16 protein-coding genes and 1 pseudogene are annotated in these 24,972 nt (G+C 69.2%); 11 read left to right on the top strand and 6 right to left on the bottom strand.

Annotated elements, in window-relative coordinates; genetic code table 11:
• The first annotated feature begins 115 nt into the window (after positions 1–115).
• From ACX9TP_RS23000 to ACX9TP_RS22975, 6 genes are all read left to right on the top strand, one after another.
• Positions 116–1,606, top strand: coding sequence for a choice-of-anchor Q domain-containing protein (locus ACX9TP_RS23000; protein ID WP_482981876.1), 1,491 nt, complete (start codon positions 116–118; stop codon positions 1,604–1,606).
• Positions 1,607–2,023: 417 nt separating this feature from the next.
• Positions 2,024–2,851: a hypothetical protein gene (locus ACX9TP_RS22995; protein WP_482981875.1), complete on the top strand. Its 828-nt coding sequence runs from the start codon at positions 2,024–2,026 to the stop codon at positions 2,849–2,851.
• A gap of 343 nt (positions 2,852–3,194) precedes the next feature.
• Complete coding sequence (locus ACX9TP_RS22990) at positions 3,195–3,596, top strand: hypothetical protein (RefSeq protein WP_482981874.1); 402 nt, start codon at positions 3,195–3,197, stop codon at positions 3,594–3,596.
• 132 nt (positions 3,597–3,728) lie between these two features.
• Positions 3,729–4,382: a TetR/AcrR family transcriptional regulator gene (locus ACX9TP_RS22985; RefSeq protein ID WP_482981873.1), complete on the top strand. Its 654-nt coding sequence runs from the start codon at positions 3,729–3,731 to the stop codon at positions 4,380–4,382.
• Positions 4,379–4,918 (top strand): GFA family protein, encoded by a 540-nt coding sequence (locus ACX9TP_RS22980; RefSeq protein ID WP_482981872.1) that lies wholly within the window; start codon positions 4,379–4,381, stop codon positions 4,916–4,918. The genes ACX9TP_RS22985 and ACX9TP_RS22980 overlap by 4 nt, the downstream gene beginning before the upstream one ends.
• A 33-nt stretch (positions 4,919–4,951) precedes the next feature.
• Positions 4,952–6,205 (top strand): MFS transporter, encoded by a 1,254-nt coding sequence (locus ACX9TP_RS22975; protein WP_482981871.1) that lies wholly within the window; start codon positions 4,952–4,954, stop codon positions 6,203–6,205.
• A gap of 85 nt (positions 6,206–6,290) precedes the next feature.
• Here the strand turns inward: ACX9TP_RS22975 and ACX9TP_RS22970 are convergent, their stop codons facing one another.
• Complete coding sequence (locus tag ACX9TP_RS22970) at positions 6,291–6,782, bottom strand: Lrp/AsnC family transcriptional regulator (RefSeq protein WP_482981870.1); 492 nt, start codon at positions 6,780–6,782, stop codon at positions 6,291–6,293.
• Between the two features lie 64 nt (positions 6,783–6,846).
• On the opposite strand from ACX9TP_RS22970, the gene ACX9TP_RS22965 reads away from it, so the two are divergent.
• Complete coding sequence (locus ACX9TP_RS22965; RefSeq protein WP_482981869.1) at positions 6,847–8,991, top strand: M3 family metallopeptidase; 2,145 nt, start codon at positions 6,847–6,849, stop codon at positions 8,989–8,991.
• Between the two features lie 155 nt (positions 8,992–9,146).
• On the opposite strand, the gene ACX9TP_RS22960 is transcribed toward ACX9TP_RS22965, so the two are convergent.
• Positions 9,147–11,504 carry a hypothetical protein gene (locus ACX9TP_RS22960; RefSeq protein WP_482981868.1) on the bottom strand — a complete coding sequence of 786 codons (2,358 nt, stop codon included), beginning with the start codon at positions 11,502–11,504 and terminating at the stop codon, positions 9,147–9,149.
• Positions 11,505–11,517: 13 nt separating this feature from the next.
• Positions 11,518–13,899 carry a PAS domain S-box protein gene (locus ACX9TP_RS22955; protein WP_482981867.1) on the bottom strand — a complete coding sequence of 794 codons (2,382 nt, stop codon included), beginning with the start codon at positions 13,897–13,899 and terminating at the stop codon, positions 11,518–11,520.
• A gap of 198 nt (positions 13,900–14,097) precedes the next feature.
• Between ACX9TP_RS22955 and ACX9TP_RS22950 the strand changes: the two genes are divergently transcribed.
• The gene (locus ACX9TP_RS22950) at positions 14,098–15,132 is read left to right on the top strand and encodes a hypothetical protein (RefSeq protein ID WP_482981866.1); all 1,035 of its coding nucleotides are present in this window, start codon (positions 14,098–14,100) and stop codon (positions 15,130–15,132) included.
• Positions 15,133–15,255: 123 nt separating this feature from the next.
• On the opposite strand, the gene mtgA is transcribed toward ACX9TP_RS22950, so the two are convergent.
• Both mtgA and ACX9TP_RS22940 read right to left on the bottom strand, forming a co-directional pair.
• Positions 15,256–16,155: a monofunctional biosynthetic peptidoglycan transglycosylase gene (mtgA, locus tag ACX9TP_RS22945; RefSeq protein ID WP_482981865.1), complete on the bottom strand. Its 900-nt coding sequence runs from the start codon at positions 16,153–16,155 to the stop codon at positions 15,256–15,258.
• A gap of 102 nt (positions 16,156–16,257) precedes the next feature.
• Positions 16,258–18,279 carry an Ig-like domain-containing protein gene (locus tag ACX9TP_RS22940; RefSeq protein WP_482981864.1) on the bottom strand — a complete coding sequence of 674 codons (2,022 nt, stop codon included), beginning with the start codon at positions 18,277–18,279 and terminating at the stop codon, positions 16,258–16,260.
• Between the two features lie 531 nt (positions 18,280–18,810).
• On the opposite strand from ACX9TP_RS22940, the gene ACX9TP_RS22935 reads away from it, so the two are divergent.
• Together ACX9TP_RS22935 and ACX9TP_RS22930 are read left to right on the top strand one after the other, a co-directional pair.
• Positions 18,811–21,252 (top strand): ABC transporter permease, encoded by a 2,442-nt coding sequence (locus ACX9TP_RS22935; protein WP_482981863.1) that lies wholly within the window; start codon positions 18,811–18,813, stop codon positions 21,250–21,252.
• A 192-nt stretch (positions 21,253–21,444) separates the two neighbouring features.
• Positions 21,445–22,032, top strand: a complete 588-nt coding sequence (locus tag ACX9TP_RS22930; RefSeq protein WP_482981862.1) for a hypothetical protein — start codon at positions 21,445–21,447, stop codon at positions 22,030–22,032.
• Between the two features lie 109 nt (positions 22,033–22,141).
• On the opposite strand, the pseudogene ACX9TP_RS22925 reads toward ACX9TP_RS22930, so the two are convergent.
• Positions 22,142–22,186: pseudogene (locus ACX9TP_RS22925) on the bottom strand (hypothetical protein); the annotation flags it as partial.
• Between the two features lie 447 nt (positions 22,187–22,633).
• On the opposite strand from ACX9TP_RS22925, the gene ACX9TP_RS22920 reads away from it, so the two are divergent.
• Positions 22,634–24,928 carry a vanadium-dependent haloperoxidase gene (locus ACX9TP_RS22920; RefSeq protein WP_482981861.1) on the top strand — a complete coding sequence of 765 codons (2,295 nt, stop codon included), beginning with the start codon at positions 22,634–22,636 and terminating at the stop codon, positions 24,926–24,928.
• Positions 24,929–24,972 lie beyond the last annotated feature (44 nt).

Here is a 24,972-nt window from a genome sequence, read left to right as displayed (position 1 = left end):
GCGTCCGGCACCACGCGCCGCGCTGCTCCCGATGGCGCGACGAAATTCTCCTGGGACGACGCTGTCGTGGGGGCCTCCTCTGGGTGAAGCCGAAGCCCTCTCCTGGGAGACCTTCATGAAGCCTGGACGCACCCGTCACACGACTACGAAAGCAACGGAAATTCACACCTGGGCCCGCCGGCTGCTGCTCTGCGGCGGGGTGCTCTTCTCCACGGCCACGTGGGCGGCGGACTTCTACGTCGACCCTGTGAATGGCAGTCCCGAGGGCGACGGCAGCGCCACGAATCCGTGGCGGACGCTGCGGGAAGTCCTCAACGACGGGCTCGTGGAGAGCCGGAGCTGGGAGTGGCTGCCCTATGAGGAAGGGCAGCCGCTGGTGCCTCGGAACCCGGGGGCGCCCGTGAAGGCGGGAGACACCCTCTGGCTTCGTGACGGCTACCACGGCGAGGTGGAGGTCACGAGCTACTACAACACCGGCTTCATCACGGTGGCGGCCGCTCCGGGCCACCAGCCCCGGCTGGGCCGCCTGCTGGTGCGCTCCAGCTCGCACTGGGTCTTCCGGGGGCTGCACATCAGCACGGAGTTCCTCCCCGTCCATGACAAGTGGACCCTGGTGGACATCGACTGGCACAGCTACCGGGGGCCGGTCCACGACATCACGGTGGAGGGGAACGTCATCCAGGCCGTGTCGGACGTCTCGGGCTTCACGGAGGAGGACTGGAAGACCCGGGTCGGCCACGGAATCGTGGGTGACGGCTGGAACCTGGTCATCCGAGGCAACCACCTGAAGAACGTCGACTACGGCATCCAGCTCGGCGCACCTGACTCGGTGGTGGAGTGCAACACCGTGGAGAACTTCGCCGGGGACGGGCTGCGCGGGCTGGGTGACAACTCCGTGTTCCAATACAACACGGTGAAGAATTGCTACGAGGTGTATCCGGACCACCGGGACGGCTTCCAGTCGTGGACCGTCGGGCCCGGAGGCGTGGGGCGAGGCGAGCTCCGCAACGTCGTCCTCCGGGGGAACTACATCCTCAACTTCGAGGACCCCGCCCAGCCGTTCCGCTGCGCGCTCCAGGGCATCGGCAACTTCGACGGTACGTTCGTCGACTGGGTCGTCGAGAACAACGTCATCGTCACGGACCACTACCACGGCATCACCTTCATGGGCGCTCGCAACGTGCGGGTGACGAACAACACGCTGCTGGAGCCGAACGGCGCCGCGGGCCAGCCCGGGCCACCGTGGATTCGCGTGGTGGAGCACAAGAACGGCACCCTGCCCGAGGCCTGCGTGGTGCGTAACAACCTGGCGCCCGCGTATGCCAACTCCGACGTGGGCGTGACGGAGGACCACAACATCAAGGTGACGGACCCGGCGGCGTTCTATGTGAATCCCGCCACGTACGACCTGCGCCTCAAGCCCGGCTCACCCGCGATTGACGTGGGGAGCACCGGCCTGGCGCCACTCATCGACACCGTGGGCACCGCTCGGCCCCAGGGCGCGGGCGTGGACCTGGGGGCGTACGAGTGGACGCCGTCAGGTCCGCCGGGCGCGGGCTCCGGCGTTCCCCAGTGCGCGGCGTTCCGGGCGTCTTCGTTGCGCTGAAGCGAGCGCGGCGGGCCGGCCCTGGTCGGAAGCAGCAGGCGTCACTCTCGGCTGGAGGGGACGGGCCCTCCGACGGCATCAATGAGCGTCTATGTCTATAACGACGACGCTTGGCACATCGTGCCAGGCCATGGCGAGCCGGCCACCTCGCTGCATTATCTGCGTCTTCGAGGGTAGCTGGGTAGCCTACTCCACTGCGCTGGCAGTCAGCTGTGGCGCCAGGCATGTCACGGAGGTGCCGGTACTCGCGGGCGGCTCCAGACGTGCGGCGCAAGACAAATGCCTCTATCCGAAGTTCCAGATGACAGCTCCAATCACGAGAGCATCACCAAGCTCCCCAACCAATCAGACGCCTCCCAGGGCCATACGGAGACACCGCATGCGACAACTACAGTGCTCCTTTACAAGGAGAGTCTTATGGCTATCGACGGTGGTGGTGGTTGCGGTCCCAGTGGCGGATGCGGAGCAGAGAGCGCGGCGGCCAGCGCAAGCAGAGAGGCAGAGGCCGCGAGAGCAGAGGCAGAAAGGGCCGCTGCCGAGCAATCCGCAGCTGAGAAGGCCGCAGCTGAGAAGGCCGCGACTGAGAAAGCAGCCGCCGAAAAGGCGGCGGCCGCTGTGACCAACACGGCGGTGGTGCAGGCAGCTTATGGCGTGAGCAGCTTCACACCCGCTACCGCGCCCCCTAGCGGGATGCCCTCTCTGATGTCGCCCACCCCCGTCGCGCAGCAGCAACCCGCCCTCCAAGCGGCCAGCCTCACGGCCGCTGCCCTGCAGGCTGCGCCCTTGGGGCCACTGTCCACCTTCCAAGGAACCTTGAGCACCCAGGGGTTGGTCGCCAGTGCTATGCGCTTTGAATCACTCGCCGACAAAACCGCCTGGGGCGGTTCTCAGGCGGCGGCGCAGCGAGCCATCGACATCGCCAAGGAGATGGGTTTCACGATAGGGGACCAGAAGCGGACGGAAACGACATCCATAAAGTCCACGGCATTCTCCGACCATCACACATCGCAACTGACCGCCTATGGAGTAGATATCAAGGGTCGCAAAGACAAGAATGGGAATCTAATAGGTGGCTCCCAATTGGCTCAGGCCATTGCAAAAGCATATGGTTTCCCGCCGGAGAAGATCGGCACCTACCATCGGCACCAATTCCAGTTTGACGAGAACGCCTACCGGATGCAGCTCCTCTGGGACGTGCCGAACCACCACAACCACGTTCATGTGGGCATCCGTCGCGTTGAGTAACGCATGAACGCGCTGGAGGCCCTGGGCGAGCCCGCTCGGTACCGAGGATTCGGACGCACGATAGCGGACCGCCAGGGCGCTGCTGAAGAGCGGGATCGGCCCGCGTCCAAGGTCATCGGGCCCAACGCCTGGACTCGTGGCCAGGGGACACGCCCGCCGGCGCCGGCCGTCCGCGCCTGGCGACGTCTGGCGCCGGATTTCGACCGCTGGCCCCGACCGGCCCCCCGCCCTCGCGCGGAGGTGCCACCTTATGTCTGCGTCATGGGGCTGGGGCCCGACCCACCAAGGGTCTGCCCTGGTCCACGCCTTGCCTCTTTCCATCATCGTCAACGGAGATACGTCCATGCGAACCGCGACCCCCAGCACCGCGTACCGGGCCGCCCTTGGCCTCGCCCTCTTCGCCTCGCTCAGTCTTATCTGGCTGAGCCTCGGCGTCGGCATCATCGGCGCGGACGGAGACCGCACCAACCTGCTCTACGGCGGGGTGCTGCTCGTCGGCCTCGCCGGTGCCGTCATCGTGCGCCTGCGCGCGTCCGGCATGGCCCGCACGTTGGTGGCGATGGCATTCACGCAAGCCGTCATCGCCGTCATCGCGGTGCTCGCCGGATGGGGGCTGCCGTGGAGCCCGCCGGCCGAAGTCCTGACGCTCAACGCGGGCTTCGTCGCACTGTTTCTCGGAGCCGCCTGGCTGTTCCGGCGCGGTGCGCACGGGCGACTCGAGCCGGCGTCGTCCGAGGCGAGGTAGCAGGCCCAGGAGGGGGCGGGGGCGCTCCGCCAGGAGGTGAACGTCCCCCTCTCCTGCTCGCGGCCAGCGCACCGGCCGCGCGTTGCAAATCCGCCCGGCGACCGTCGCTTGCCACCATACCGACTGTCCGGTATGGTGGGCATCATGCCACGCCCGACAAAGCATGAGCCTGAACGCGGCGATGCCAGGGCCCGTCTTCTCGAGGCCGCTCGAGACACCATCCGCCTGAAGGGCTACGCCTCGACCTCGGTCGACGAGCTCTGCCAGGCCGCGGGGGTGACGAAGGGCGCGTTCTTCCATCACTTCAAGAGCAAGGAAGCCCTGGGCGTGGCGGCCGCGGAGCACTGGGCCGAGACGACGACCGCCTTCTTCGCGGGCGCGCCCTACCATGCGCCGGACGACCCTCTCGAGCGCGTCCTGGCCTACGTGGCCTTTCGCAAGTCGATCATCGCGGGCGAGCTGGCCGAGTTCACCTGTCTGGTGGGCACGATGGTGCAGGAGGTCTACGCGAGCTCGCCGGCCATTCGCGAGGCCTGCGCCGCGAGCATCTTCGGCCATGCCGCGACGCTCGAGGCAGATCTCCGCGCCGCCATGAAGCAGCGAGGCCTCTCGGGCGAGTGGACGGCCGAGAGCCTCGCGCGCCACACCCAGACGGTGATCCAGGGCGCCTTCGTGCTCGCCAAGGCCGGAAACGATTCCGCGCTTGCGCGCGAGAGCCTCGACCATCTCGACCGATACCTTCGCCTCCTCTTCAGCCACCCCCACACGAAGAAAGCGCGTCCATGACCCAGACCTCTCAACTCGGCTGCGCTTGCGGACAGGTGCGGCTCCAGGCGGAGGGAGCGCCCATCCTCAGCGCCGAGTGCTGCTGCAACAGCTGCCGAGCGGCCGGCGCCAGGATGCAGACGCTCCCCGCGGCCCCGCCGATCCTGGAACCGCACGGCGCGACGCGCTTCGTGCTCTACCGCAAGGACCGCATCCGCTTTCTCGCAGGCGCCGACTTCCTCAAGGAGTTCCGCCTCACGCCCGAGGCCAGGACCCGCCGGGTCGTGGCCACCTGTTGCAACACGCCGGTGTTCCTCGAGTTCGAGAACGGCCACTGGCTCAGCCTCTATGGCTGTCTCTGGCCCGCGGGAACGCTGCCCCCGCTCGAGATGCGGACGATGGCGGAGGACCTGCCGGCCGGCGCGGCGCTTCCGGATGACGTTCCGAACGCCAGGCGGCAATCCGTTTCATTCTTCGTCAAGCTCCTGGGCGCGTGGATCTCGATGGGCTTTCGAAGCCCGAAGATCACCTTCGTCAACGGAGCACTCCGTCTCTGATGTCGACGCTACGAACACGACTATAGTTCCGCCATGCACGCCTCCTGGAAGCGCAACACGGCCCTCTTCCTGGGCAGCCAGGCTCTCTCCCTGCTCGGCTCCTCCCTGGTGCAGTACGCGCTCCTCTGGCAGGTGACGCTGCAGACGCGCTCGAGCGTCATGATGACGCTCTACATCGTGGCCGGCTTCCTGCCCACGTTCCTCCTGTCGCCCTTCGCAGGGGTCTGGGCGGACCGGTATGATCGCCGCAAGGTCATCGTCCTCGCCGACGCGCTGATTGCGCTGGTGACCCTGGCGCTGGCCGTGGTGTTCACCCTGCGCGGCACGGAGCTGTGGCTCTTCTTCATGGCCGCGGCGGTGCGCGCCGTGGGCACGGCCATCCAGCATCCGGCGGTGGGAGCGCTGCTTCCGCAGCTGGTGCCCGAGGACCAGCTGATGCGGGTGAACGGCATCCAGGGCACGGTCCAATCCATCAACATGCTGGGAGCTCCGGCGCTCGCCGGCTTCCTCATGTCCGTGGCGCCCCTGCAGGTGCTCTTCTACGTGGACGTGGTGACGGCGGCCCTGGCCATCCTCCTCCTGGCCGTCTTCGTCCGGGTAGAGGCACGCCCCCGTCCGCCGGTGCAGGAGGGGGCCTCGCAGCTGAAGGAGATCCGCGACGGCTTCGGGTACATCCGCGGCCACGCGCACCTGGTGCCGTTCTTCGGCTACCTGGGAATCATCCTGGTGCTCATCACCCCCGCCGCGCTCCTCACGACCCTGCAGACGGCGCGCAGCTTCGGGCCCGAGGTGTGGCGGCTGACGGCCATCGAGATGGTCTTCTCGGTGGGGATGATGGTGGGAGGGGCAGCGCTCGCCGTGTGGAAGGGCTTCGACAACCGCATGCGGACCATGGTCGCCTCCAGCCTCATCATGGGGGCGTGCACCGTGGGCCTCGGCGTGGTGCCCCACTTCGGGGTGTACCTGACGTTCATGGCGATCTTCGGCGTGGCGTTGCCGCTCTACAACACCCCCGCCACGGTGATGCTCCAGGAGAAGGTGGAGCCGGCCTACCTGGGGCGGGTGTTCAGCGTGATGACCATGCTGTCCACCGCGCTGATGCCGCTGTCCATGCTGCTCTTCGGCCCCATGGCGGAGGTGGTCTCCATCGAGCGGATCCTCCAGGTCACCGGTGTGCTCGTGCTCCTCATCGGCCTGCTCGCGCCGCTGCACCGCCGGCTGATGGCCTTTGGCGATCCGAAGCGCGTCCTGCCCGAGCCCCAGGAGTCGGACACGCTGTCGGCATGAGGGGCCGTGCGCGCTCGGGGCGAACATAGCGCGTCCGCCGCACGGCCTGCGGCGATGAAGGCAGTCCCCGAACAGCGGCCCCGTCTCATCCGGGCCGTGGCAGCGCCGCCATCTCCTCGGGGTCCACGGGCACGGGCAGCCGCGTGTACGAGAACACCAGTGACGTCTCGATGCGGCTCACCTCGGGACGGTTGGTGAAGGACAGGATGGTCAGCCGCCGCAGGTGCTCGGTGTCGCGACACACCACGTGCACCAGGAAGTCCGTGCTGCCGCCCAGGCAATAGACAGCCACCGTTTCCGGCAGCGAGCGCAGGTGGTCTCCGATGCTGCCGAAGGCATGGTCGACATGGAGCCGCAGCTGGACGGAGATGAGCGCCTGGAGGCCCAGCCCCAACGCGCCCGAGTCCAGCTCCGCGCGATAGCCCTTGATGAAGCCTTCGGACTCCAGCTTCTTCACGCGCGCCAAGCACGTGGAGGGCGCCAGCCCCACCTGCGCCGCCAGCTCCTTGTTGGACAGCCGCGCATCCTTCTGGAGCGCGGTCAAAATCGTGCGATCGATTCGGTCGAGGGGCGTCATTCCGGGCTCTCAGTCGAATTTCATTCGATGGATGGAGGACTGGTCCGACACCTATTCTATACACATGCCCGGATACAGAATCGTGTTGCTCGGAGTGCTCACGGCCGGCGCCGTGCTGGCGGCCCCCGCCCCTTCGAATTCGCTGCTGGCGCCCTGGCAGGGGCCCTACGGCGGCGTGCCCCCCTTCGACCGCGTGAAGGTCGAGCAGTTCCGGCCCGCCTTCGACGCGGCAATGGAGGCGTCCCGGCGGGAAGTCGCCGCCATCGCCAGCTCCCAGGAGCCGCCCACGTTCGAGAACACCATCGCCGCGCTCGAGGACGCGGGGCGGGACTTCACGCGCGTCTACGAGGTCTACAACGCGTGGTCCAACCTGATGAACACGCCGGAGTTTCAAGCGGTGGAACGGGAGATGTCGCCCCGGCTGGCCGCCTTCTGGGACGAGACGCCGCAAGATGCGCGCCTCTTCCAGCGCATCCAGGCGGTCCATGTTTCGCCAGAGCGGGCGAAATGGACGCCGGAGCAGCGGCGGCTCGTCGACCACCTCCACCAGACTTTCGTGAGAGACGGCGCCCGACTCGACGCCCCGGGCCGCAAGCGCATGGCGGAGCTGAACCAGCGGCTTGCGGTGCTCTACACCTCCTTCTCCCAGAACGTGCTGGGGGACGAGGCCCAAGGCATCGTGCTCGAGAGCGAGGAGGACCTGGCGGGACTGCCCGAGCCCCTGCGGCAGGCCGCCGCCGCCGAGGCGGAAGCGCGGGGCATGAAGGGGCGGTGGGTCGTGGCCAACACGCGCTCGGCGGTGGCGGACTTCCTCACGTTCTCGGACCGGAGGGCGCTGCGCGAGAAGGTCTGGCGCAACTATGACAGCCGGGGCAACCGCGGGGGTGCTCGCGACAACCACGCCCTCATCGCGGAGATGCTGGCCCTTCGCGCGGAGCAGGCCCGGCTCCTGGGCTACCCCACGTATGCCCACCGGCAATTGGCGCCCACCATGCTCAAGACGCCCGAGCGCGCCATGGCGCTGCTGGAGGAGATGTGGACGCCCGCCGTCGCCCGGGTGCGTGAAGAGGTGGCCGACATGCAGGCCCTCGCGGCGCGCTCCGGCCAGCGCGAGAAGATTGCGCCCTGGGACTACCGCTACTACGCGGAGAAGGTCCGCAAGGTGAAGTACGACCTCGATGAGAACGAGGTGAAGCCATATCTGCAGCTCGACGCGCTTCGGGAAGGCATGTTCTGGCTCGCGGGCGAGTTGTTTGGCTTCAGCTTCACGCCCGCCCGGGGCGTGCCCGTCTACCATCCCGACGTGAGCGTGTTCGAGGTGAAGGACCGCGCCAGCGGCCGGCACGTGGGGCTGCTCTACTTCGACCCCTACGCACGGCAGGGCAAGTACAACGGCGGGCAGACGGACCCGTTCCGCATCCAGGAGCGGTTCCGGGGCACGGCGACGCCCATCGTGTCGAACAGCCTGCCCTTCGTGAAGCCGGCACCGGGGACGCCTGCGTTGCTGGGGTGGCGCGACGCCCAGACGCTCTTCCATGAGTTCGGCCATGCCGTGCATGGGCTGAGCTCGAATGTGGCCTACCCTTCCCTCGCGGGCACGCGCGTGGTGACCGACTACGCCGAGTTTCCAGGCAAGCTGTTCGAGCGCTGGGTGGCGACACCGGAGGTCCTCGACCGCTTCGCGCGCCACCATGTGACGGGCAAGCCGATGCCCGCGGCGCTCGTGGCGAAAATCCAGAAGGCGGCGGCCTTCAACCAGGGCTTCTACACGGTCGACTTCCTGACCTCGGCGCTGGTCGAGATGAAGCTCCACCTGGCCGCGACGCCGCCGAAGGACATCGGTGCATTCGAGCTGGCCACGCTGAAGCAGCTGGGCGCACCCGAGGAGGTCGGCATGCGCTTTCGCATGTCCCACTTCGGGCATGTCTTCGCCAGCAATGCGTACGCGGCGGGCTACTACCGTTACCTGTGGGCGGATGTCCTGGCCGCGGATGCCTACGACGCGTTCTCCGGCAAGACGCGCGCCCAGGTCCTCCAGGCCGCGAACCGCCTGCGGCAGCATGTGCTGTCCGTGGGAAACACCGTGGACCCGTTCGAGGGCTACCGCGCCTTCCGGGGCCGCGACGCCGACACCGGCGCGTTGCTGCGCGAGCGGCGTTTTCCCGCGACTCCAGCCACACCGGCTCCGGCGAAGCCCGTGGCACGTTGACGCATCGGCAGGCCAAGCAAGGCTTGCCAGCCCCCATGGCAGGGACAGCCCCTGGAGGACGGCTTCGTCCTTCAGGGGGTCCTCATGCTGGCTGAGTGCTGGCCAGTCGGTTGGGCGCGGAGGCCGCCGCCCTGGAGGTCCGTGGAAGTGCGGCGTCAGGGAGCCGACTGCAGCGGCTTGCGCTCCTTCACGCAGACCTGGATCAGCTCGATCACGCTCATGCGGGTGCCCCCGACGTCGAACTTCTGCTCCTTGAAGTCGGGATACTGGTTCTCCAGGATGCGCCCCTCCGCGACGCACGCGTGGAGCTGCTCGAGCGCCTCCTTCTTGCGCCCCTTGGAGAGGTGCGCCTTCGCCGAGTCGTAGGCCTTCCTCGGGCCTTCCAGGAACCGAAGCTCCACGTCGGCCCTCTTCCGTGGCTCCTGCAGCGCCTCCGCCTTCTGGGCGCACTGGGCCATCACCTCCTGGGGCCGGGTGGGGACACCGCCCACGAGCACGTCGGCCGTGGCGAGGCTGGCGTTCTCCTTCACCATCCTGGCGCCCTCGTCCTGGCAGGCCTTGAGCTTCTCCAGCGCGCTCGCGTACAGCGCCTGCCGCTTGCGCAGGTCCGTGGAAGAGGCGGCCGCGTCCGCCGCCGTGCTGGCGGCAGCCAGGGACTCACCCGTCGTCCGACGCAACGCCCGCGCCTGCTTCGCGAACTCGAGCGCCTCGACCAGCTTCAGCCACTCGGTGCGCGCCCGCTCCGCGTACGCCGCGTAGCCCGCGTCCTGCCGCTCCAGCTCCGCGCGCGCCTCGAACATCTTCATGATCTCGTCCACGCTCTTCGAGGCGGTCTCGACGTCACCATCGGTCGCCGCGACGCGCTTCGCGGCCTCGACCTTCTCCTTCGTCGTGGCCAGCCGGTCGGTGAGCTGAGCGCGGGCGTCCGCCGCGGCCAGCACCACCTTCCGCCGGTTGATGCGCTCGCCCAGCTCCGCCATGCGCTCCTTCGTCTCCTTGGCGTAGATGGCGTAGTCGCGGTCCTTCTTGACGAAGGCGGCGCCAGCCTCCAGCACCACGCCAATCTGCTTGACCGCGTTCTCCGCCTCCTGGAGCTGCGCCTCCGAGGGCGTCTCCTTCTGGATCTGCGTGACGAGGGCCGCCGCGTTCTTCCGCGCCTCGTCCACCTTCACGCGCTGCGCTTGCAGATCGACCTCGTACCGGCGCCGCTCCAGCGTCGCCCGCCCGTCCTTGAGCAGCTGACGCGCCTCGGCGGCGGCCGGGCTGATCGCGGGGTTCTTCGCGTGGACCGTCTCGAGCGTCTTCTCCAGGACGACCAGCGCCGTCTTCGCCTCCTCGAACTGCTCGGCGGTCGCCGCCCGCTTCTCGACATTGCGCAGGGCCTGCAGGACATCGGCGCGAGCCGCGTCGAGACTCCGGACCTGGAGCGCCACCTCCACCTCCACGAGCGTGTTCTTCACCTCGGTGAGGTACTGGCCAATCGCCTGGCTCCGCGCGGCCTGGGGCTCGTACTTCTCCACCAGCTTCCGGACGACGAACGCCGCGGTCTTCGCCTCGGCGAGCTGCTCGGACGTGGGCTTCCTCGCGCGAAGCGCCTTGGCGGACGCGACGAGCTCCTCATGGGCAGGCTCCATCTCCACCTTGACCCGCGAGACACCCGCCTGCACCACGAGCTCGTCCATCTTGCGCCGGGCCTGCGTGATTTCGGCTCGGGCCTTGTCCGCCTCCGCGCGATACGCCCTGTCGCGCGCCTCGAGCGGCTTGCCCTCGTCGAGCTGCTTCTGCAGCGCCACCGTCGCCTTGTCGGCGGCTGAGAACTTCTCGTCCGACCAGGCCTTGCCCAGCTCGGCGAGCGCGTTGGACAGCGCCTTGCGGCTCTCATCCAGGAGCCCCCGCTGCTTCTGTGCCGACAGCTGCAGCCACCGTTCGTCGAGGGTCTTCTCGTGACGGGCGAGGGTGGCATCGACCTCGGTGAGGTACGCGGCGAACTTCGCATCCTGGCTCGTCAGGGACCGGCCCTCCTCCGCCAGCTTCTTGACCGCCTCCACCGCGGCGCGGGCCTCGTCCATCGCCTTGGTGCCGGGGTCCCCCTGCCCGAGCTTCGCCATGCGCTCGTTCAGGGGCGCGAGCGCGCCGTCGATGCGCCGGCGGAACTCGTGGATGTGGACCTTGGCGCGTCGCTCGTCGACGTACTCGCGGCGCGTCCGGAGCTCCTTGCGCGCAGCCAGGACCGTCTTCGCGTACTCGAGGTCCTCCGTCTCGAAGCTCGCTCCCGCGCTGAGCGCATCCTTCAGCGCTTCCACCGCCGCGACGGCGGCGTCGAGGTCGGCGTTGCTCGGCGGCTCCTTCTCGATCCGCTGAACGGCCGTCGCGAGGGCTGCGCGAGCACGCTCCACTCGCTTCGTGGCCTCTGCCACGGACCTCGCGGTGCCGGCATCTGGAGACGCGGCGGAGGCCTTGGCGGAGGCGAAGAGGAAGAACCCGATCAACACCAGGACTGAAGTACGTACCATTCACACCAACCTACTACAGCGAGGCCGTGGGAGCCTCGGCATTGTGCCCGCCCCGCAGGGGAAGCTCGACGATGAACGTGGCGCCCTGACCGAGCGTGCTCTCGGCCCTCACCGTGCCGCCCAGGGCCTCGACAATCTGCCGCGAGATGTAGAGCCCCAGGCCCAGTCCTCCGTAATGGAGCTCGGACACCGCGCGCTCGAACTTGCCCCAGATGCGCTGGAGGTTCTCCGGAGCGATTCCGATGCCCCGGTCGCGGACCGTCAGCCTCGCGCGGCCCTCGACCACCTCCACCCCCAGTGTCACCGGGTGGCCGGGGCCGTACTTGATGGCGTTTGCCAGCAGGTTCGTCACCACCTGCTCCAGCCGCGAGCTGTCCCAGGCGCCCCACACCGGCACGGGCGCGTCGAGGTGGAGCTGGCAGCCCGCGCGCTTCAGCTCGGTGTCGAAGCGCCCGGCCACGTCTCGCACCAGCGCCGCGAGGTCGCACCGCTGGGATTTGAGCGTGAGGGCCAGCCGTCCCGCCCGGATGTTCGACACGTCCAGGAGGTCGTTCACCAGGCAGGACAGCCGCTTCACCTGCCGCCGCAGGACGTCCACATGGGGCGCGAGCCGCCGGGCCATGGGGGACTCCGGCTCGGCTCCAGCCACGCGCGCGAGCGCCTCGAGCTTGAGGGCCAGGGGCGTCAGCGGCGTCTTGAGCTCATGGCTGGCGATGCTCAGGAACTCGTCGCGGGCGCTGACCGCCAGCTTCAGCTCCTCCAGGAGCCGCTCCCGCTCCTGCTCCGCCTCCTTGCGCGCGGTGACGTCCACGCCCACCACCACGCCGTGGGTGACGAGGCCCTGCGCGTCGCGCACGGGCGTCGCGCTGTACTCGATGATGCCCCGGCTGCCGTCGCCCCGGATGACGTGGATGGCCTCGGCCATGACCGGCACCCCGGAGATCATCGCACGTGCCAGGGGCCACTCGTGGGCTTCGTACGGCCGCCCATCCGCATGGAAGCCCGGATAGGCGCGGTACTCCTCCACGTTCCTGGCGGGTTGGGCGGGGCCGCGAATCTGGGCCTCCGCCTGCGCGTTGGCGAGGAAGAGCTTTCCGCTGGGCGCCTCCGCGATGTAGACGGAGTGAGGCAGTTGCTGCAGTACGGCCTGGAGGATGCTCCGCTCGTGCATCAGCTGGCGGATGAGCTCCTCCCGCTCGGCCTCCACCCGGACGCGCTCCGTCACGTCCAACGACGCGATGCTGAGGGTGGTGACGCGGCCGGCCTCGTCCAGGACGGGCTGGTAGAACACCTCGAAGGTGAGGCCGGCGGTCTGGACGATGGTGGCCAGGCTCTCTCCCCGGAGCCCCCGGCGGAGGAACTCCAGCACCTGGGGCTCGTTCGCGTACATCTCGAGGGCGGACCTTCCCACCACCTGGCCCGGAGAGAGGCCGAGGTTCCGGAGCCCCTTGCCCTCGGACACGACGAAGCGGCCCTCGGCGTCCAGCACGGCGAGGACGAGCGGCCCGCTGTTGATGACGGTCCGCAGCCGCTGCTCCGCCAGCACGAGCTGCTCGCCGGCCTCGCGCTGCTGGGTGACGTCGCGCGCGGAGGCGTAGATGAGGCCCGTCTCCGGCACGGGCACGGCGGTCCAGTTGAGCCACTTCCACCCGCCATCCCTGCACGAGACGCGCACGGTGAGGCCGAGGCCGGCGTTTCCCCGCCTGAGGGAGGCCAGCGTCTCCTCCCCTCTTCCGCGGTCCTCCGGGTGGATGAAGTCCAGGAAGGGCCGGGCGTACAGCTCCTCCTCGCTCCAGCCCAGGATGCGCGTGAAGGCCGGGTTCACCCTCCTGAAGAAGCCGTCCATGGCGGCGATGCAGAACATGTCCGGTGCCAGGCGGAAGAAGCGCTCGCGTTCCGCTTCGGCCTCCGTGCGCTCGGCCAGGTCCCGCCCGGAGGTGGCATCCTGATTCGAGGCGGGCAGGCGGACGGTGCCCGGCATGTCGGCCTCCCATGGCTGGCTGGCACGGCTGCTCCGCTCGAGGCACACCATCAAACACCGCAGCCGGGGCGCATGGCCCTCGCCGTGTTCGAGCGTGAGCACCTTGGTGAAGAAGGTGAGCGCCTGCCCGTTCGCATCCAGGAATCGGAGCACGCCGCAGCGCTCGGTCCTGCGGCGCGTGCCGTCCTGGAAGAGCGTCAGCGCGTCGTCACGGTCCTCGGGGTGGACGTGCCGGGTGAGGAAGTCCGCCTCGGTCCACCACTGCTCCAGGGGATAGCCGAGAATGCCGGCGGCATTCGGGCTCACGTGCCTGAGCTGGAGCGTCACCGCGTCGGCGGCCCAGACGATGACGTCGAACTGCCGGGTCCAGTCGGAGAGGCCGCGCTCTTCGGTCGAGGCTTCCGCTGTCATCATTCCCGCACCCCCTTTGAGCCACCGCGGTCCGGGCCCTCCGTTGATTTTAAGAATGGTCGACAGGGTTGGATGGAGGAGGCAGGGAGAGGAGGGCCGCTGACGGCACGGTGGGCCGGGAATGAAACAAGCGAGATGTGTCAGACCGTTTTGATGTATTGAGCCGCGTCACCTCGCCGTCCCCCCCTCCAGGAGTCCCTGATGCGTCGTGTTGGCTCAGCTCTTCTCGCCGTGAGCATGTTCGCTGGTTGCGGCGGTCTCGAAGCCGAACCCTCCCCCGAGCCGCTCGCGGCCCCGTCCCTCGAGTCGCAGCAGTCGCCGATCCTCACCACCACGGACGTGGACGTCGCTCCGGAGTGCGAGGGCATCCTCACCTTCGTGAACACGGCGTCGTACCAGACGCTGGACGTGTACCTGCCCAGCAACGTCGTCACCAACCTCATCAGCCGGCGCACGCTGGCGCCCTTCACGTCGCTGGCGGACGTGTCCTCGGTGTCGCTGGTCGGTGAGGCCCGCCTCAAGCAGATCGAGAGCGGCGCCCGCACGCTGGACTACATCGACGCGGACTGCACTGGCATCTTCGACGGGCTGGCCATCTCCCATGACGACGCGGCCGCCATCGTGTCGCTGGTGAACACCATCGACGACTCGGAGCTGCACGACGTCCTGCCGGACGCGTGGAACGGCGCCGCGAACCTCCTCGGTCTGCGTCCCTTCACGTCGGCCCAGGCCATCTCCAACGTGGCGGGCATCGGCGAGGTGAGCTTCCGGAACATCCGGAACGCGGCCACGCTGAGCCGGCCGTTCGAGGCGCTCGCCGCCGCGCTGAACGCGCTTCCCAGCAACGGGTCCTACGGCGCGCAGCTGCGGCGCCACTTCGACTGGTGGAATGAGGTGACGGCCAATCACCCCTACTCCCAGGGCGGTCCGACGTGCTTCGGGCTCGAGCCCAGCAGCGTCCCGTCTGGCGCGACCATCCGGCCGTACCTGGCCAACGCCGCCGAGGTGCGCGCCGAGGTCGACTCCACGCTGGCCTACGTCAACGCGAGCAGCAGGATTTCCGCCAGCGTCATCAACGCGGGCCTGGCGAACCTCGACGCGCGGATCGCCGGACGTTCGTTCAAGGGCTGCATCTTCAGCTACGCGGATGACCCGTGGAGCCGGCACAACGTCGCCATCTTCGTCGACACGGTGAACGGCTTCAGCGTGCTGTCCGAGACCTGGTGGGCGGAGTAGTCCGAAGCCGGCAGTCCCGTGGCAAGAAGCCCCAGGTTCCGCGAGGAGCCTGGGGCTTCGTCCTTCCGGGTGGGCGTGGTGGTGATGGAGCGCTTCACGCGGCCCCGACGCGGGGCGTGCGGCTCAGCTCTCCGCGGCCTGCCGGGCGCTGGCCTCCGCCACGGAGCCGGGCGCGGGCGGTGCGCCGAAGAAGCGCGAGAGCTCGGCCCGGGCCTCGCGGGCCTGCGCTCCGCTGATGCGGCCCTCGCGCTCCAGCCTCCCGAGGATGACGCTGGCGCGGGTGCGCAGGGCCTCGGGCCGCTGGGCGGGCAGCCAGCGGCGCGGGGCGGGCAGCATGGCCGCGAGCATCGCGCCCTGCGCCACGCTGAGTGAGCGTGCCGAGGTGCCGAAGTGCTCGCGCGCCGCCGCCTCGATGCCGTACACGCCCTCCCCCCACTCCACGACGTTCAGGTACACCGCGAGGATGCGCTGCTTGGACAGGTGGGTTTCCAACCGGTGCGCGAGCAGCAGCTCCTTGCCCTTGCGCAGCAGGCTGCGGTCCGTGGAGAGGTAGAGGTTCTTCGCCAGCTGCTGCGTGAGGGTGGAGGCGCCGCGGCCCAGGCGCGCCTCGCGCACCGACTGCTCGAGGGCGTTCTCCACCTCGGTCCAGTCCACGCCCTCGTGCCGGTAGAAGCGCGCATCCTCGGACGTCAGCACGGCGTCCACCACGTGCGGGGCTACCGCGCCCAGGGACACCCAGGTCTGGCGCGCGCGGGGCTTCATGCCCGCCTCGTGCGCCTCCTCGGCCCGCTGCGCCATGAGCGCGGTGGTGCGCGGGTTCTGCGTCCGCAACAGGCTCACGTCGGGCAGTCGCGCGTACTCCACGCTGAGCCAGAGGACGAGCAGCAGCCACCCGCCGAAGACCCAGCGACCCCAGCCCGGGCCGGAGCGCTTCTCCACGACGCGCCGGGCGCCGGAGGGGGGCTGCTTCGTCTTCTGCGTCCGGACGGAAGAGGCTCGCGCGGGGGGCGGACGGGAGGCCATCGGTGTGTGTACATCTGCCCCGATAGGCGACCGCTGTCCAGAAGACGGCCGGGGCTGCCGGCGCCGGGGCCCGTCGGGGCCCGGCGCCGGAGACCGCCGGGGCTACTGGTGGAAGTAGATGTTGTCGACGAACATCGTGCCGCCGTTGGGCGCAATCAGGAGCATCTGGGACAGGTGGTTCAGGCCCGCCAGCCCCGGGAAGTCGCTGGCCAGCGACAGCTCATAGGTCAGCCAGGCCCCGGTGGCGAGCGGCGGCGTCGAGGTGGCCGTCATCGTGGCAACCCCCTCGGTGTCGTCGCCGCCGCCGTAGGCGCCATTGGCCCCGAAGTCGACCAGCTTCACCTGGAAGTTGCTCGAGTTGTCCGGCGTCCACACGTCGATGCGCAGCGTGGTGAGCCCCAGCCCCGCCGCGTCGATCTGGTTGACACCGGAGGCGCCGATGAACTCGATGCCGATGTAGTTGGCCCCGATGGAGAAGGCGTACTTGCGGGGCGCGGCGCTGTTCGCGCCGACGGTGATGGAGAACGGCGTCCCACCCGTCGCGGCGCTCCAGTCCGTCCTCCACGTGTCGACCTTGGCGCTCTTGTCGGAGACGGTGCCCGTGTAGCCACCCGTCACCGAGCTGTAGAGCGAGTACACGCCCGCCCCCGGCGCCTGGGTGGGCACCGGCGGCAGCGTGGTCGGCTCGCCCAGGACGCCCGTCACGCTGACGGCGTAGGAGCCGCTGACGTCCGCGCCACCCAGCTTGGCGGAGACAGTCACCGGGCCGCCGGCGCTGACGCCGGTGATGACGCCGCTGTCATTGACCGTGGCAACCGCCGTGTTCGACGAGGTGAAGTCGAAGAAGGCGTTGGCGACCGGCTTCACGGTGACGGGGCTCCCCGGATCGCTGGGGATGGTGAAGACGACCTGGCTCTGGGCCTGGTCGACGGTGAAGGTCCCCGCCGTCGCGAGCGACACCGCGGTGGCGGCGGTGCCGTTGGCGATGGAGGCCGTGCCCGTGCCGAGGGCTTCCGTGCCGAGGTGCTCGTACATGACGTCGGCGAGGTAGAGGGTGTAGCCGTCGGGCGCGTCGGCGATGTGGAACAGGCCGCCCACGTTCTTGAACCGGGCCGGGTTGGGAATGGGGATGGTGAACTTCTGCCAGGTCGTCGTGAGCGCGACCGTGGCCCGCTCGGTGGGGTAGCCGGTGCCGACGCCGGCGCCGGCGTCGTTGCCGAAGCCCGTCACGTTGAGCGTCTCGGCCTTGCTCGCCTTCGCCCAGAAGGTCAGCGCGTTGTAGGCGGAAAGGTCGCGGGGCGTCGCGGTGACCCAGGCGCCGCCGGAGTACCCGCTGGGGCTGGTGACCTGGAAGTTGATGACCTTGCGGCCGTTGAAGGTCTCGGTCGTGTCGATGGTGACGTTGTTGATGGCGCCGCCGAAGTCCCGGAAGCTCACGTCCGTGCCGTTGCCGTCGTAGAAGACGACCTGGTTCGCGTCAGGCTGGGTCGACACGCCGGTGACCGTCACGGCCAGCGTGGCGCTCTTTCCGCCCGTCGAGGCGGTGATGGTGGCGCTGCCGGCCTGCACACCGGTGACGACGCCGGAGCCGTTGACCGTGGCGGTACCGGTCGCGCTGGAGCTGAAGGTCACGTTCGAGGTCACCGCCCGGGTGGTGCCGTCGCTGAAGGTGCCCGTCACGGTGAGCTGGAGCGTGGCCCCCTGGGCGACCGAGGCCGGGGTGGGGCCGAGGGCGATGGACGAGAGCGTCGCCTCCGTCGCGCTGACCGTCACGGTGGCGGTGGCGCTCTTGCCGGAGACCGTGGCGGTGACCTTCGCCGTCCCGGCGGCGACGGCGGTGACCAAGCCGCCCGAGTTGCTCACCGTGGCGTTGGCGGGCGTGTCGGAGACGAAGGTCGCGGACGACGTGACGCTCTTCGTGGTGCCGTCGCTGTACGTGCCGGTGACGGCGAGCTGCTGCGTGGCGCCGACGGCGAGCGTGACGCTGGCCGGAGTCACGCTCACACCGGTCAGCTCCGCGGGAGTGGGGTTGGGGTTGGGCTTGTCCTCCGGGTCGCAAGCCGTGTGGACCAGCACCGTCAGCAGCAGCAAGGAGGTTGCGAACAGTCGACTTTGTCGGGGCATCACTCACGCTCCAGCGAGGATGGGGTTCTGCGAAAGCAGCCATGCGGCACGGGGCGGGCTCCTGGTGGGCGCCCTCGTTCCCCCGTGGGGACTTACTTTGTTTCCCGAACAAAGTAACAACCCAAAAGTCGACACGTCAACGTGAGTTCCCCGCCATGAACGTGACTTGGTGCGTCGCACGCTCGTCCTTGCGCGTCGCGTCTGGCGTGGAATGGGAGCACGTGTGTCTACACCCCGAAGAGCCGGGGCACGGCCTGCAACGACGGCAACGCCTGCACCACCGGTGACGTGTGCAATGGCTGCCCTCTCAGCCGGTGAACCCGGAGGGCCTGACGAGCAATCAGCGGCGTCTTGTCCATCCCAAGGGGGCCGCCACCCATTGGAGTGAGCATCGGAAACGCCGGGCCTGTGCGCTCCTGGGAAGCTCCATCCCAGGAGCGGTCAGGCCCGGTGTCCGCCCATGGGACGCGCCCCGAGACAGACAGCGGCACGAGGGTTGCTGCGGGAGGTGGACTCCCAGGAGCGCCTCTCATGCTGACGAGCCTCACCCAGGACGCCCGGTACGCGCTGCGCACCCTCCTCAAGAACCCCGTCTTCACGGTGGTGGCGGTGGTGACGCTGGCGCTCGGCATCGGCGTCAACACGGCCATCTTCACGGTGGTGGATGCCACCCTGCTCAGGCCCCTGCCCTACCCCGCCCCCGAGCGGCTGATGCAGGTGTGGGAGACGCGCCGGAACAATGCCGACTTCCAGAGCATGGAGGCCTCCTACCCCAACTTCGTCGACTACCAGGCCCGCGCGAAGTCCTTCGAGTCGCTCGCCGGCTATGTGGCGCGCACCGCGCCGATGCTGCGCGCCGAGGGCTCGCAGCTGGTGCAGGTGACGCTCACCTCGGGGAACTTCTTCGACACGCTGGGCGCGAAGCCGGCGCTCGGCCGGTTGTATGGCCCGGAGGATGACCGGCCCGGCGCGGAGCGCGTGGCCGTGCTGAGCCACGGCGCCTGGAAGCGCTACTTCGGCGGAGACGCGTCCGTGGTCGGCCGCACGCTCAACCTCGACGGTGAGCCGAGCACCGTCATCGGCGTGATGCCGGCGGGCTTCCAGTTCGCGCTCGCCGAGGCTGCGGATGTCTGGTGCCCGCAGCGTCCCAACCTCCCCGCCCGCATGGCGGAGCGCCGCAACATGCACTGGGTGCGCGTGGTGGGCCGGCTGGCGCCGGGCGTGACGCAAGCGGCGGCGCAGGCGGAGCTGGCGGGCATCTCCGAGGCGCTCGCGGCCGAGCACCCCGACAGCAACAGCGGCGTGGGCACCCGGCTCGTCCCCCTGCGTGACGAAATCGTGGGCCCGCTGCGGCCGCTGCTGCTGGTGATGCTGGGCGCGGTGGGGCTGGTGCTGCTCATCGCCTGCGGCAACGTGGCGAACCTCCTTCTTGCCCGGGCCACGGCGCGCCAGGGCGAGCTGGCCGTGCGGCTGGCGCTGGGCGCGAGCCGGTGGCGGCTGGCGCAGCAGCTCCTCACGGAGAGCCTGCTGCTGGCGCTGCTGGGAGGCGCGGCGGGGCTGCTGTGCGCGCAGTGGGGATTGGAGCTGCTGCTCGCGGCCATTCCCGCCGCGCAGCTGGGCACGATGCCGTACCTGCGGGACTTGCCGCTGGACGCGCGGGTACTCGGCTTCACCTTCGGCGTCTCCGTGCTGACGGGCGTGCTCTTCGGCCTCGCGCCCGCCGTGGTGGCCACGCGGCCGGACCTGCAGGGCGCGATGAAGGGACAGGCCCGGGGCCTGGCGGGCGGAGCGCGGGGGCGGCTGCGCCAGGCGCTGGTGGTGGGCGAGGTGGCGCTGGCGCTGGTGCTGCTGGTGGGCGCGGGGCTGCTGCTCAAGAGCCTGACTCGGATGATGGCGGTGGACCCGGGCTTCGACCGGGAGAACCTGGTGGTGATGGACGTGCTGCCTCCGCCGGGGAAGTTCCAGGACGACCGTCCCCTCTCGGAGCTGCATATGCGGCTGCTGGCGCGCGCGGAGACACTGCCCGGTGTGACGGGCGCGGCCTTCACCAGCAAGCTGCCGCTGAGCGGCCGCGGCAACACCATCCGCTACGTGGTGGAAGGCCAGCCGCCTCCGGTGCCGGGTGAGGAGAGCGAGGCCCACATCCGCTCCATCACCTCCAACTACTTCCGCACCCTCAGCGTGCCGCTGGTGCGGGGGCGAGCCTTCGCCAGCACGGACGACCTGGCCGCGCCCGAGGTGGTCATCGTCAACGAGACGCTGGCCGCGAAGCTCTTCCCGGGACAGGACCCGGTGGGCCAGCGCGTGCGCTTCACCTTCAACTCGGAGCAGAAGCCGCGCGAAATCGTGGGCGTGGTGGGCGACGAGCGCATGGCGGGCCTGGATGAGGAGCCCACGCCCATCGTCTACACACCGGACGCGCAGAATGCGTCCACCCGGGCCATCCTGGTGGTCCGCATGGCGCCGGGCGCCGCGAGCGTGGCCGCCGCCCTCCGTGCCGAGCTGCGGGCCGAGGACGCGGACCTGGTGCTGTCCGACGCGCGCACCATGGAGGAACTGGTGGCGACCGCGCCGTGGCTGTTCCTGCGCCGCTACCCCACGCTGGTGGTGGGCGTGTTCGCCGCGGTGGCGCTGCTGCTGGCCATGGTGGGCGTCTATGGCGTCATGGCGTACTCGCTCAGCCAGCGCTCGCGGGAGCTGGCCATCCGCATGGCCCTGGGGGCGAGCAAGCACGACGTGCTGTCCATGGTGGTGCGCCAGGGGGCGTCGCTGGCACTGCTGGGGGTGGGACTGGGGCTGCTGGGCTCGCTCGCGCTCAGCCGCGTGCTCCAGCGCGTCCTGTTCGGGGTGAGCGCGGCGGACCCGGTGGTGCTCGCGAGCGGCGCGGCCGTGCTCGTCCTCATGGGCGTGCTCGCCAGCTACCTGCCGGCCCTGCGCGCCTCCCGCGTGGACCCGGCCACCGCGCTGCGGTAGCGGTTGCTCCCCGGGGGCCTTGGGCCCCCGCCCCTCCCGGGCAGGGTACCGGTGCCCGGGTCACCGTCCCAGGGCGCCAGGGGCTCGGCTCACGTCCGCCGGCCTGTCCATGTCTCCGCGCGGTCGTCCTCATCCATCACCTGACCTGCACAGAGCCGCGGCCGAGAGGCGCGGCGAAGGGAGCCGGCAGCCATGACGGAGCAAGAGGCGTACGTGAAGAAGATGGAGGCGGAGAAGCAGCAGCTCGACGCGCGGCTCGCCGAAGTCGAAGCTGAAGCCGAGGTCCGCCGGGCGGAGGCCGACATCCAGGAGCTGTCCGGGGCGAAGCGCCGGTCGGAGAACTTCCGCCGCAAGCTGGAGGAGCTGCGCAGGCGGGGGACCGAGGACTTCGAGAACGGCAAGGCGGAATTGCACCGGGCCTACGAGGACCTCGACCAGGCCGTCACCGGGATGGAGACGAAGGTGGAGGTCCTCCGCGCGGGCTATGAGCGCAAGCGGGAGGCGGAGCTGGAGAGCCTGGGCGCCCAGTTCGCTGGCTGGGAGGCCTCCAGGGCCCGGACCCGCTCCGAGGACTCGCTGCTGACGCGCGAGGAGCTCGTGTTCCTGCGCCGCTCGCTCCAGAACACCCAGGCGGTGCTCAAGGACCTGATGAAGAGCAAGGGCAAGGAATGGCCCCGGCTGAAGAAGGAATACGAGGCCGCCTGGAAGGACCTGTGCGAGCGCTCCGAGAAGATTCGCGCGGACACGGTGAAGGCAGAGCAGCCGTCTCCCCAGCCCTGATGGGCAGGGGTGAGGCGGTGCCCACGACAGGGCATCGCCTCCGTGCCGCCTGCCACGCGTTCCAGCTCTCCCAAAGGGCCGCGTCGAAGTTCAGGCAGCCCGCCTTCCCGGATGAGCAGTTGTCCTGCTGCTTGGAGACCCGCTGGTCCCCCACGACGTAGTTCTCCAGCTCGAGGGACCTCCACGACGAAGAGGGCGCAGCACCCACCAACCGAATGGACAGACCATCCCTCCGGCGCCGCGCGTCCTGTCATTGATAGCCTGACAGTGTTGATAGGACGCCCTGAGTTCGCACGCTCCAAGGCTGGCCGCATACTGCGAGAGTCGAAGCCGCACTCCTGATTTCGTTTGCCCATGCTGCTTCGCCAGGATGGTGCAACCGTCGTGAAGTCAACAGCCACTGCCTTGTTCTTCAATTGCTTGCACCCATCAAACACTGAACAGTCAAATGGCATTTCCGGTGCAATGCCTTCAAGGCATACACGTCCATGTCAGACGTGTCTCGTACTTGTAGTGGGCGCGCAGCCGTCTGCCCTTCCGGGCGGCCCTGCCGCAATCCCCGGTTGCCTTGTCCTTCAACCTGACGGGGATGGGAGCCCACATGGCGAAGGCGCACACGCTGAACGACAATTTCGACGACAACCAGACGGACACCTCCAGATGGAACATCGACAATGACGCCCGGGAGGTGAACCAACACCTCGAGCTCAGGCCCCCGCTCAACACGAACAACGGGTACGCCGGCTACGGCTCGGCATCCACCTTCGACTTGACGGGCTCCTCGGTGAAGGTCCGGGCGCTCCAGACGCTGAGCTCTCGGAACGGCTACACCTATCTGCGCGCGGGCCCCACCAGCGACAACGTGAGGCTCGTCGCGGGCAACGGCTGGCTCTCCTGCATCCAGGTCGTCGGGAGCGTGGAGACAACGCTCGCCGCCGTCCCGTATGACCCGGTGAAGCACCACTGGTGGCAACTGCGGGAGGCCGGGGGCATCACCTTCTGGGAGGCCTCGAGCGATGGCTTGCACTGGGACACCCTTTTCAGCAAGAGCAACCCGGTAACCCTCACCTCGGCCGCGCTCTATCTCCGAGCCTTGACGGACGTTGCCACCCCCGCTCCGGGCCTGGCCATCTTCGACTCGTTCAACGCCCCGGGGTCCTCCCTGTCGCGACGGGTGGAGGAGCGAAGGCTGTCGGAAGACGCCGTGCGGGAGCGGGCCGCGGAGCTCGCCGCCGCGCGCTACCACCCCGCGCACTTCAACAACAACGACGAGGTCAACTACCCGAGCCAGCTCTTCATCGGGAACTACTCCAAGTCCCTGCGCCATGACTCCGTGGGAGACCCGGAGCCCCACTCCTACGGCACGCTGCTGCGCGCCCTGCAGAGTCGCGACCCGGGAGATTTCGAGGAAATCATCCTCGCGTCCAGCACCGCCAAGAAGCTCACCAATCCCCAGTCGGGCCTCGCCTTCGACCTGGAGGGCCCGGACGCGCAGGCGGTGACGCAGCCGCCCGCGCCACGCTTCGACAGCGCGCAGACGGCGGCGGAGATGGGCGAGCTGTACTGGATGGCGCTCGCCCGGGACGTGCCCTTCATCGACTACGCCACCCAGGCGGGCACTCCCGACAGCATCCTCAATCGCGCCATCAGCTCGCTCAACGGCGAGTTCTCCCAGTTCGGCGGCACGGCGCCCGTGACGGCGCAGAACCTCTTCCGGGGCGTCTACGTCGGCGAGCAGGTGGGGCCGTACGTCTCGCAGTTCCTGCTCAAGGGCAACATCGACCCGCGCCAGCCGGATGGGCAGGGACGCGACGCCAACGAGGGCTACATCCTCTTCGGCTCGCGCGTCATCGACCAGCGGCAACGGACGGTGAAGGGCTTCCCGGAGCTGGGCGCGGCGGCGGACTACCTGACGACACACGCGGACTGGCTCGCCGTGCAGAACGGTCGTGATGACCGGGGCCAGGACCAGTTCGACCTGACGCAGCGGCGCTTCATCCGCAACCTGCGCGATGGGGCCAACTTCGTCCACTTCGACCAGGTGGTGGACGCATGGTGGAACGCGGCCTACTACCTGCTCTCCGAGCCCGTCGGGAACCAGCTCATGGGCAACGCCACCGGCACCGGCCGCCCGCTGGTGGACCTGGAGTTCGCGAAGAACCCCGGCAACCCGTACGACCCGCCGGGCACGGCGGCGGACTCGCGCACGCAGGTGGGCTTCACCACCTTCGGCCCCATCCACCTGCTCCAGTCGCTCATCGAGGTGGCGGGGCGCGCCGGCCGCGCGGTGTGGTGGCAGAAGTGGGGCGTGCACCGCCGGCTGCGGCCGGAGGAGTACGGCGGCCGTGTGGACAACCAGCTCAACAACCGGCGCACCTACCCCCTGCACACATCCATCACCAAGTCATTGTCCACGGGCGGGCTCGCTCCGTACTTCCCGGAGCGCTACGGCTCGTACCTGCTGCCGCAGGCGTACCCGGAGGGCGCACCCACGCACCCGGCCTACGGCGCGGGGCACGCCACCATCTCCGGCGCGTGTGCCACCCTGCTCAAGGCCTTCTTCGACGAGAGCTCGCTCATCGAGTCGCCGGTGGTTGCCGCCGCGGACGGCCTGTCGCTGGTGACGTACACAGGAACGGGCGCGACGCAGCTCACGGTGGGCGGCGAGCTGAACAAGCTGGCGGGCAACATCGCCCTCTTCCGCAACGCGGCCGGCGTGCACTGGCGCAGCGATTACACGGAGTCGCTGCGGCTCGGTGAGGCGGTGGCCATCGGCCTGCTCCAGGAGATGAGCCTCACCTTCAACGAGGACTCCGCCTTCTTCCAGTTCACGAAGTTCGACGGCTTCCCCATCCGCATCCACGGCGGCATCGTCGAGCCCCTCGTCAATCCTTGAGGGGCCGCCGAGGTCTGCTCGGCAGGTCGCATGGGGCCGGGAGC

The organism is Pyxidicoccus sp. M15, assembly GCF_056858435.1.
This window is presented reverse-complemented; position numbering and strand designations above follow the sequence as displayed.

Excerpts from the sequence above, each read along its gene's own strand:
- ACX9TP_RS23000 (WP_482981876.1), top strand. The coding sequence starts at position 116 with ATGAAGCCTGGACGCACCCGTCACACGACTACGAAAGCAACGGAAATT.
- ACX9TP_RS22995 (WP_482981875.1), top strand. The coding sequence starts at position 2,024 with ATGGCTATCGACGGTGGTGGTGGTTGCGGTCCCAGTGGCGGATGCGGA.
- ACX9TP_RS22990 (WP_482981874.1), top strand. The coding sequence starts at position 3,195 with ATGCGAACCGCGACCCCCAGCACCGCGTACCGGGCCGCCCTTGGCCTC.
- ACX9TP_RS22985 (WP_482981873.1), top strand. The coding sequence starts at position 3,729 with ATGGTGGGCATCATGCCACGCCCGACAAAGCATGAGCCTGAACGCGGC.
- ACX9TP_RS22980 (WP_482981872.1), top strand. The coding sequence starts at position 4,379 with ATGACCCAGACCTCTCAACTCGGCTGCGCTTGCGGACAGGTGCGGCTC.
- ACX9TP_RS22975 (WP_482981871.1), top strand. The coding sequence starts at position 4,952 with ATGCACGCCTCCTGGAAGCGCAACACGGCCCTCTTCCTGGGCAGCCAG.
- ACX9TP_RS22970 (WP_482981870.1), bottom strand. The coding sequence starts at position 6,782 with ATGACGCCCCTCGACCGAATCGATCGCACGATTTTGACCGCGCTCCAG.
- ACX9TP_RS22965 (WP_482981869.1), top strand. The coding sequence starts at position 6,847 with ATGCCCGGATACAGAATCGTGTTGCTCGGAGTGCTCACGGCCGGCGCC.
- ACX9TP_RS22960 (WP_482981868.1), bottom strand. The coding sequence starts at position 11,504 with ATGGTACGTACTTCAGTCCTGGTGTTGATCGGGTTCTTCCTCTTCGCC.
- ACX9TP_RS22955 (WP_482981867.1), bottom strand. The coding sequence starts at position 13,899 with ATGATGACAGCGGAAGCCTCGACCGAAGAGCGCGGCCTCTCCGACTGG.
- ACX9TP_RS22950 (WP_482981866.1), top strand. The coding sequence starts at position 14,098 with ATGCGTCGTGTTGGCTCAGCTCTTCTCGCCGTGAGCATGTTCGCTGGT.
- mtgA (WP_482981865.1), bottom strand. The coding sequence starts at position 16,155 with ATGGCCTCCCGTCCGCCCCCCGCGCGAGCCTCTTCCGTCCGGACGCAG.
- ACX9TP_RS22940 (WP_482981864.1), bottom strand. The coding sequence starts at position 18,279 with ATGCCCCGACAAAGTCGACTGTTCGCAACCTCCTTGCTGCTGCTGACG.
- ACX9TP_RS22935 (WP_482981863.1), top strand. The coding sequence starts at position 18,811 with ATGCTGACGAGCCTCACCCAGGACGCCCGGTACGCGCTGCGCACCCTC.
- ACX9TP_RS22930 (WP_482981862.1), top strand. The coding sequence starts at position 21,445 with ATGACGGAGCAAGAGGCGTACGTGAAGAAGATGGAGGCGGAGAAGCAG.
- ACX9TP_RS22920 (WP_482981861.1), top strand. The coding sequence starts at position 22,634 with ATGGCGAAGGCGCACACGCTGAACGACAATTTCGACGACAACCAGACG.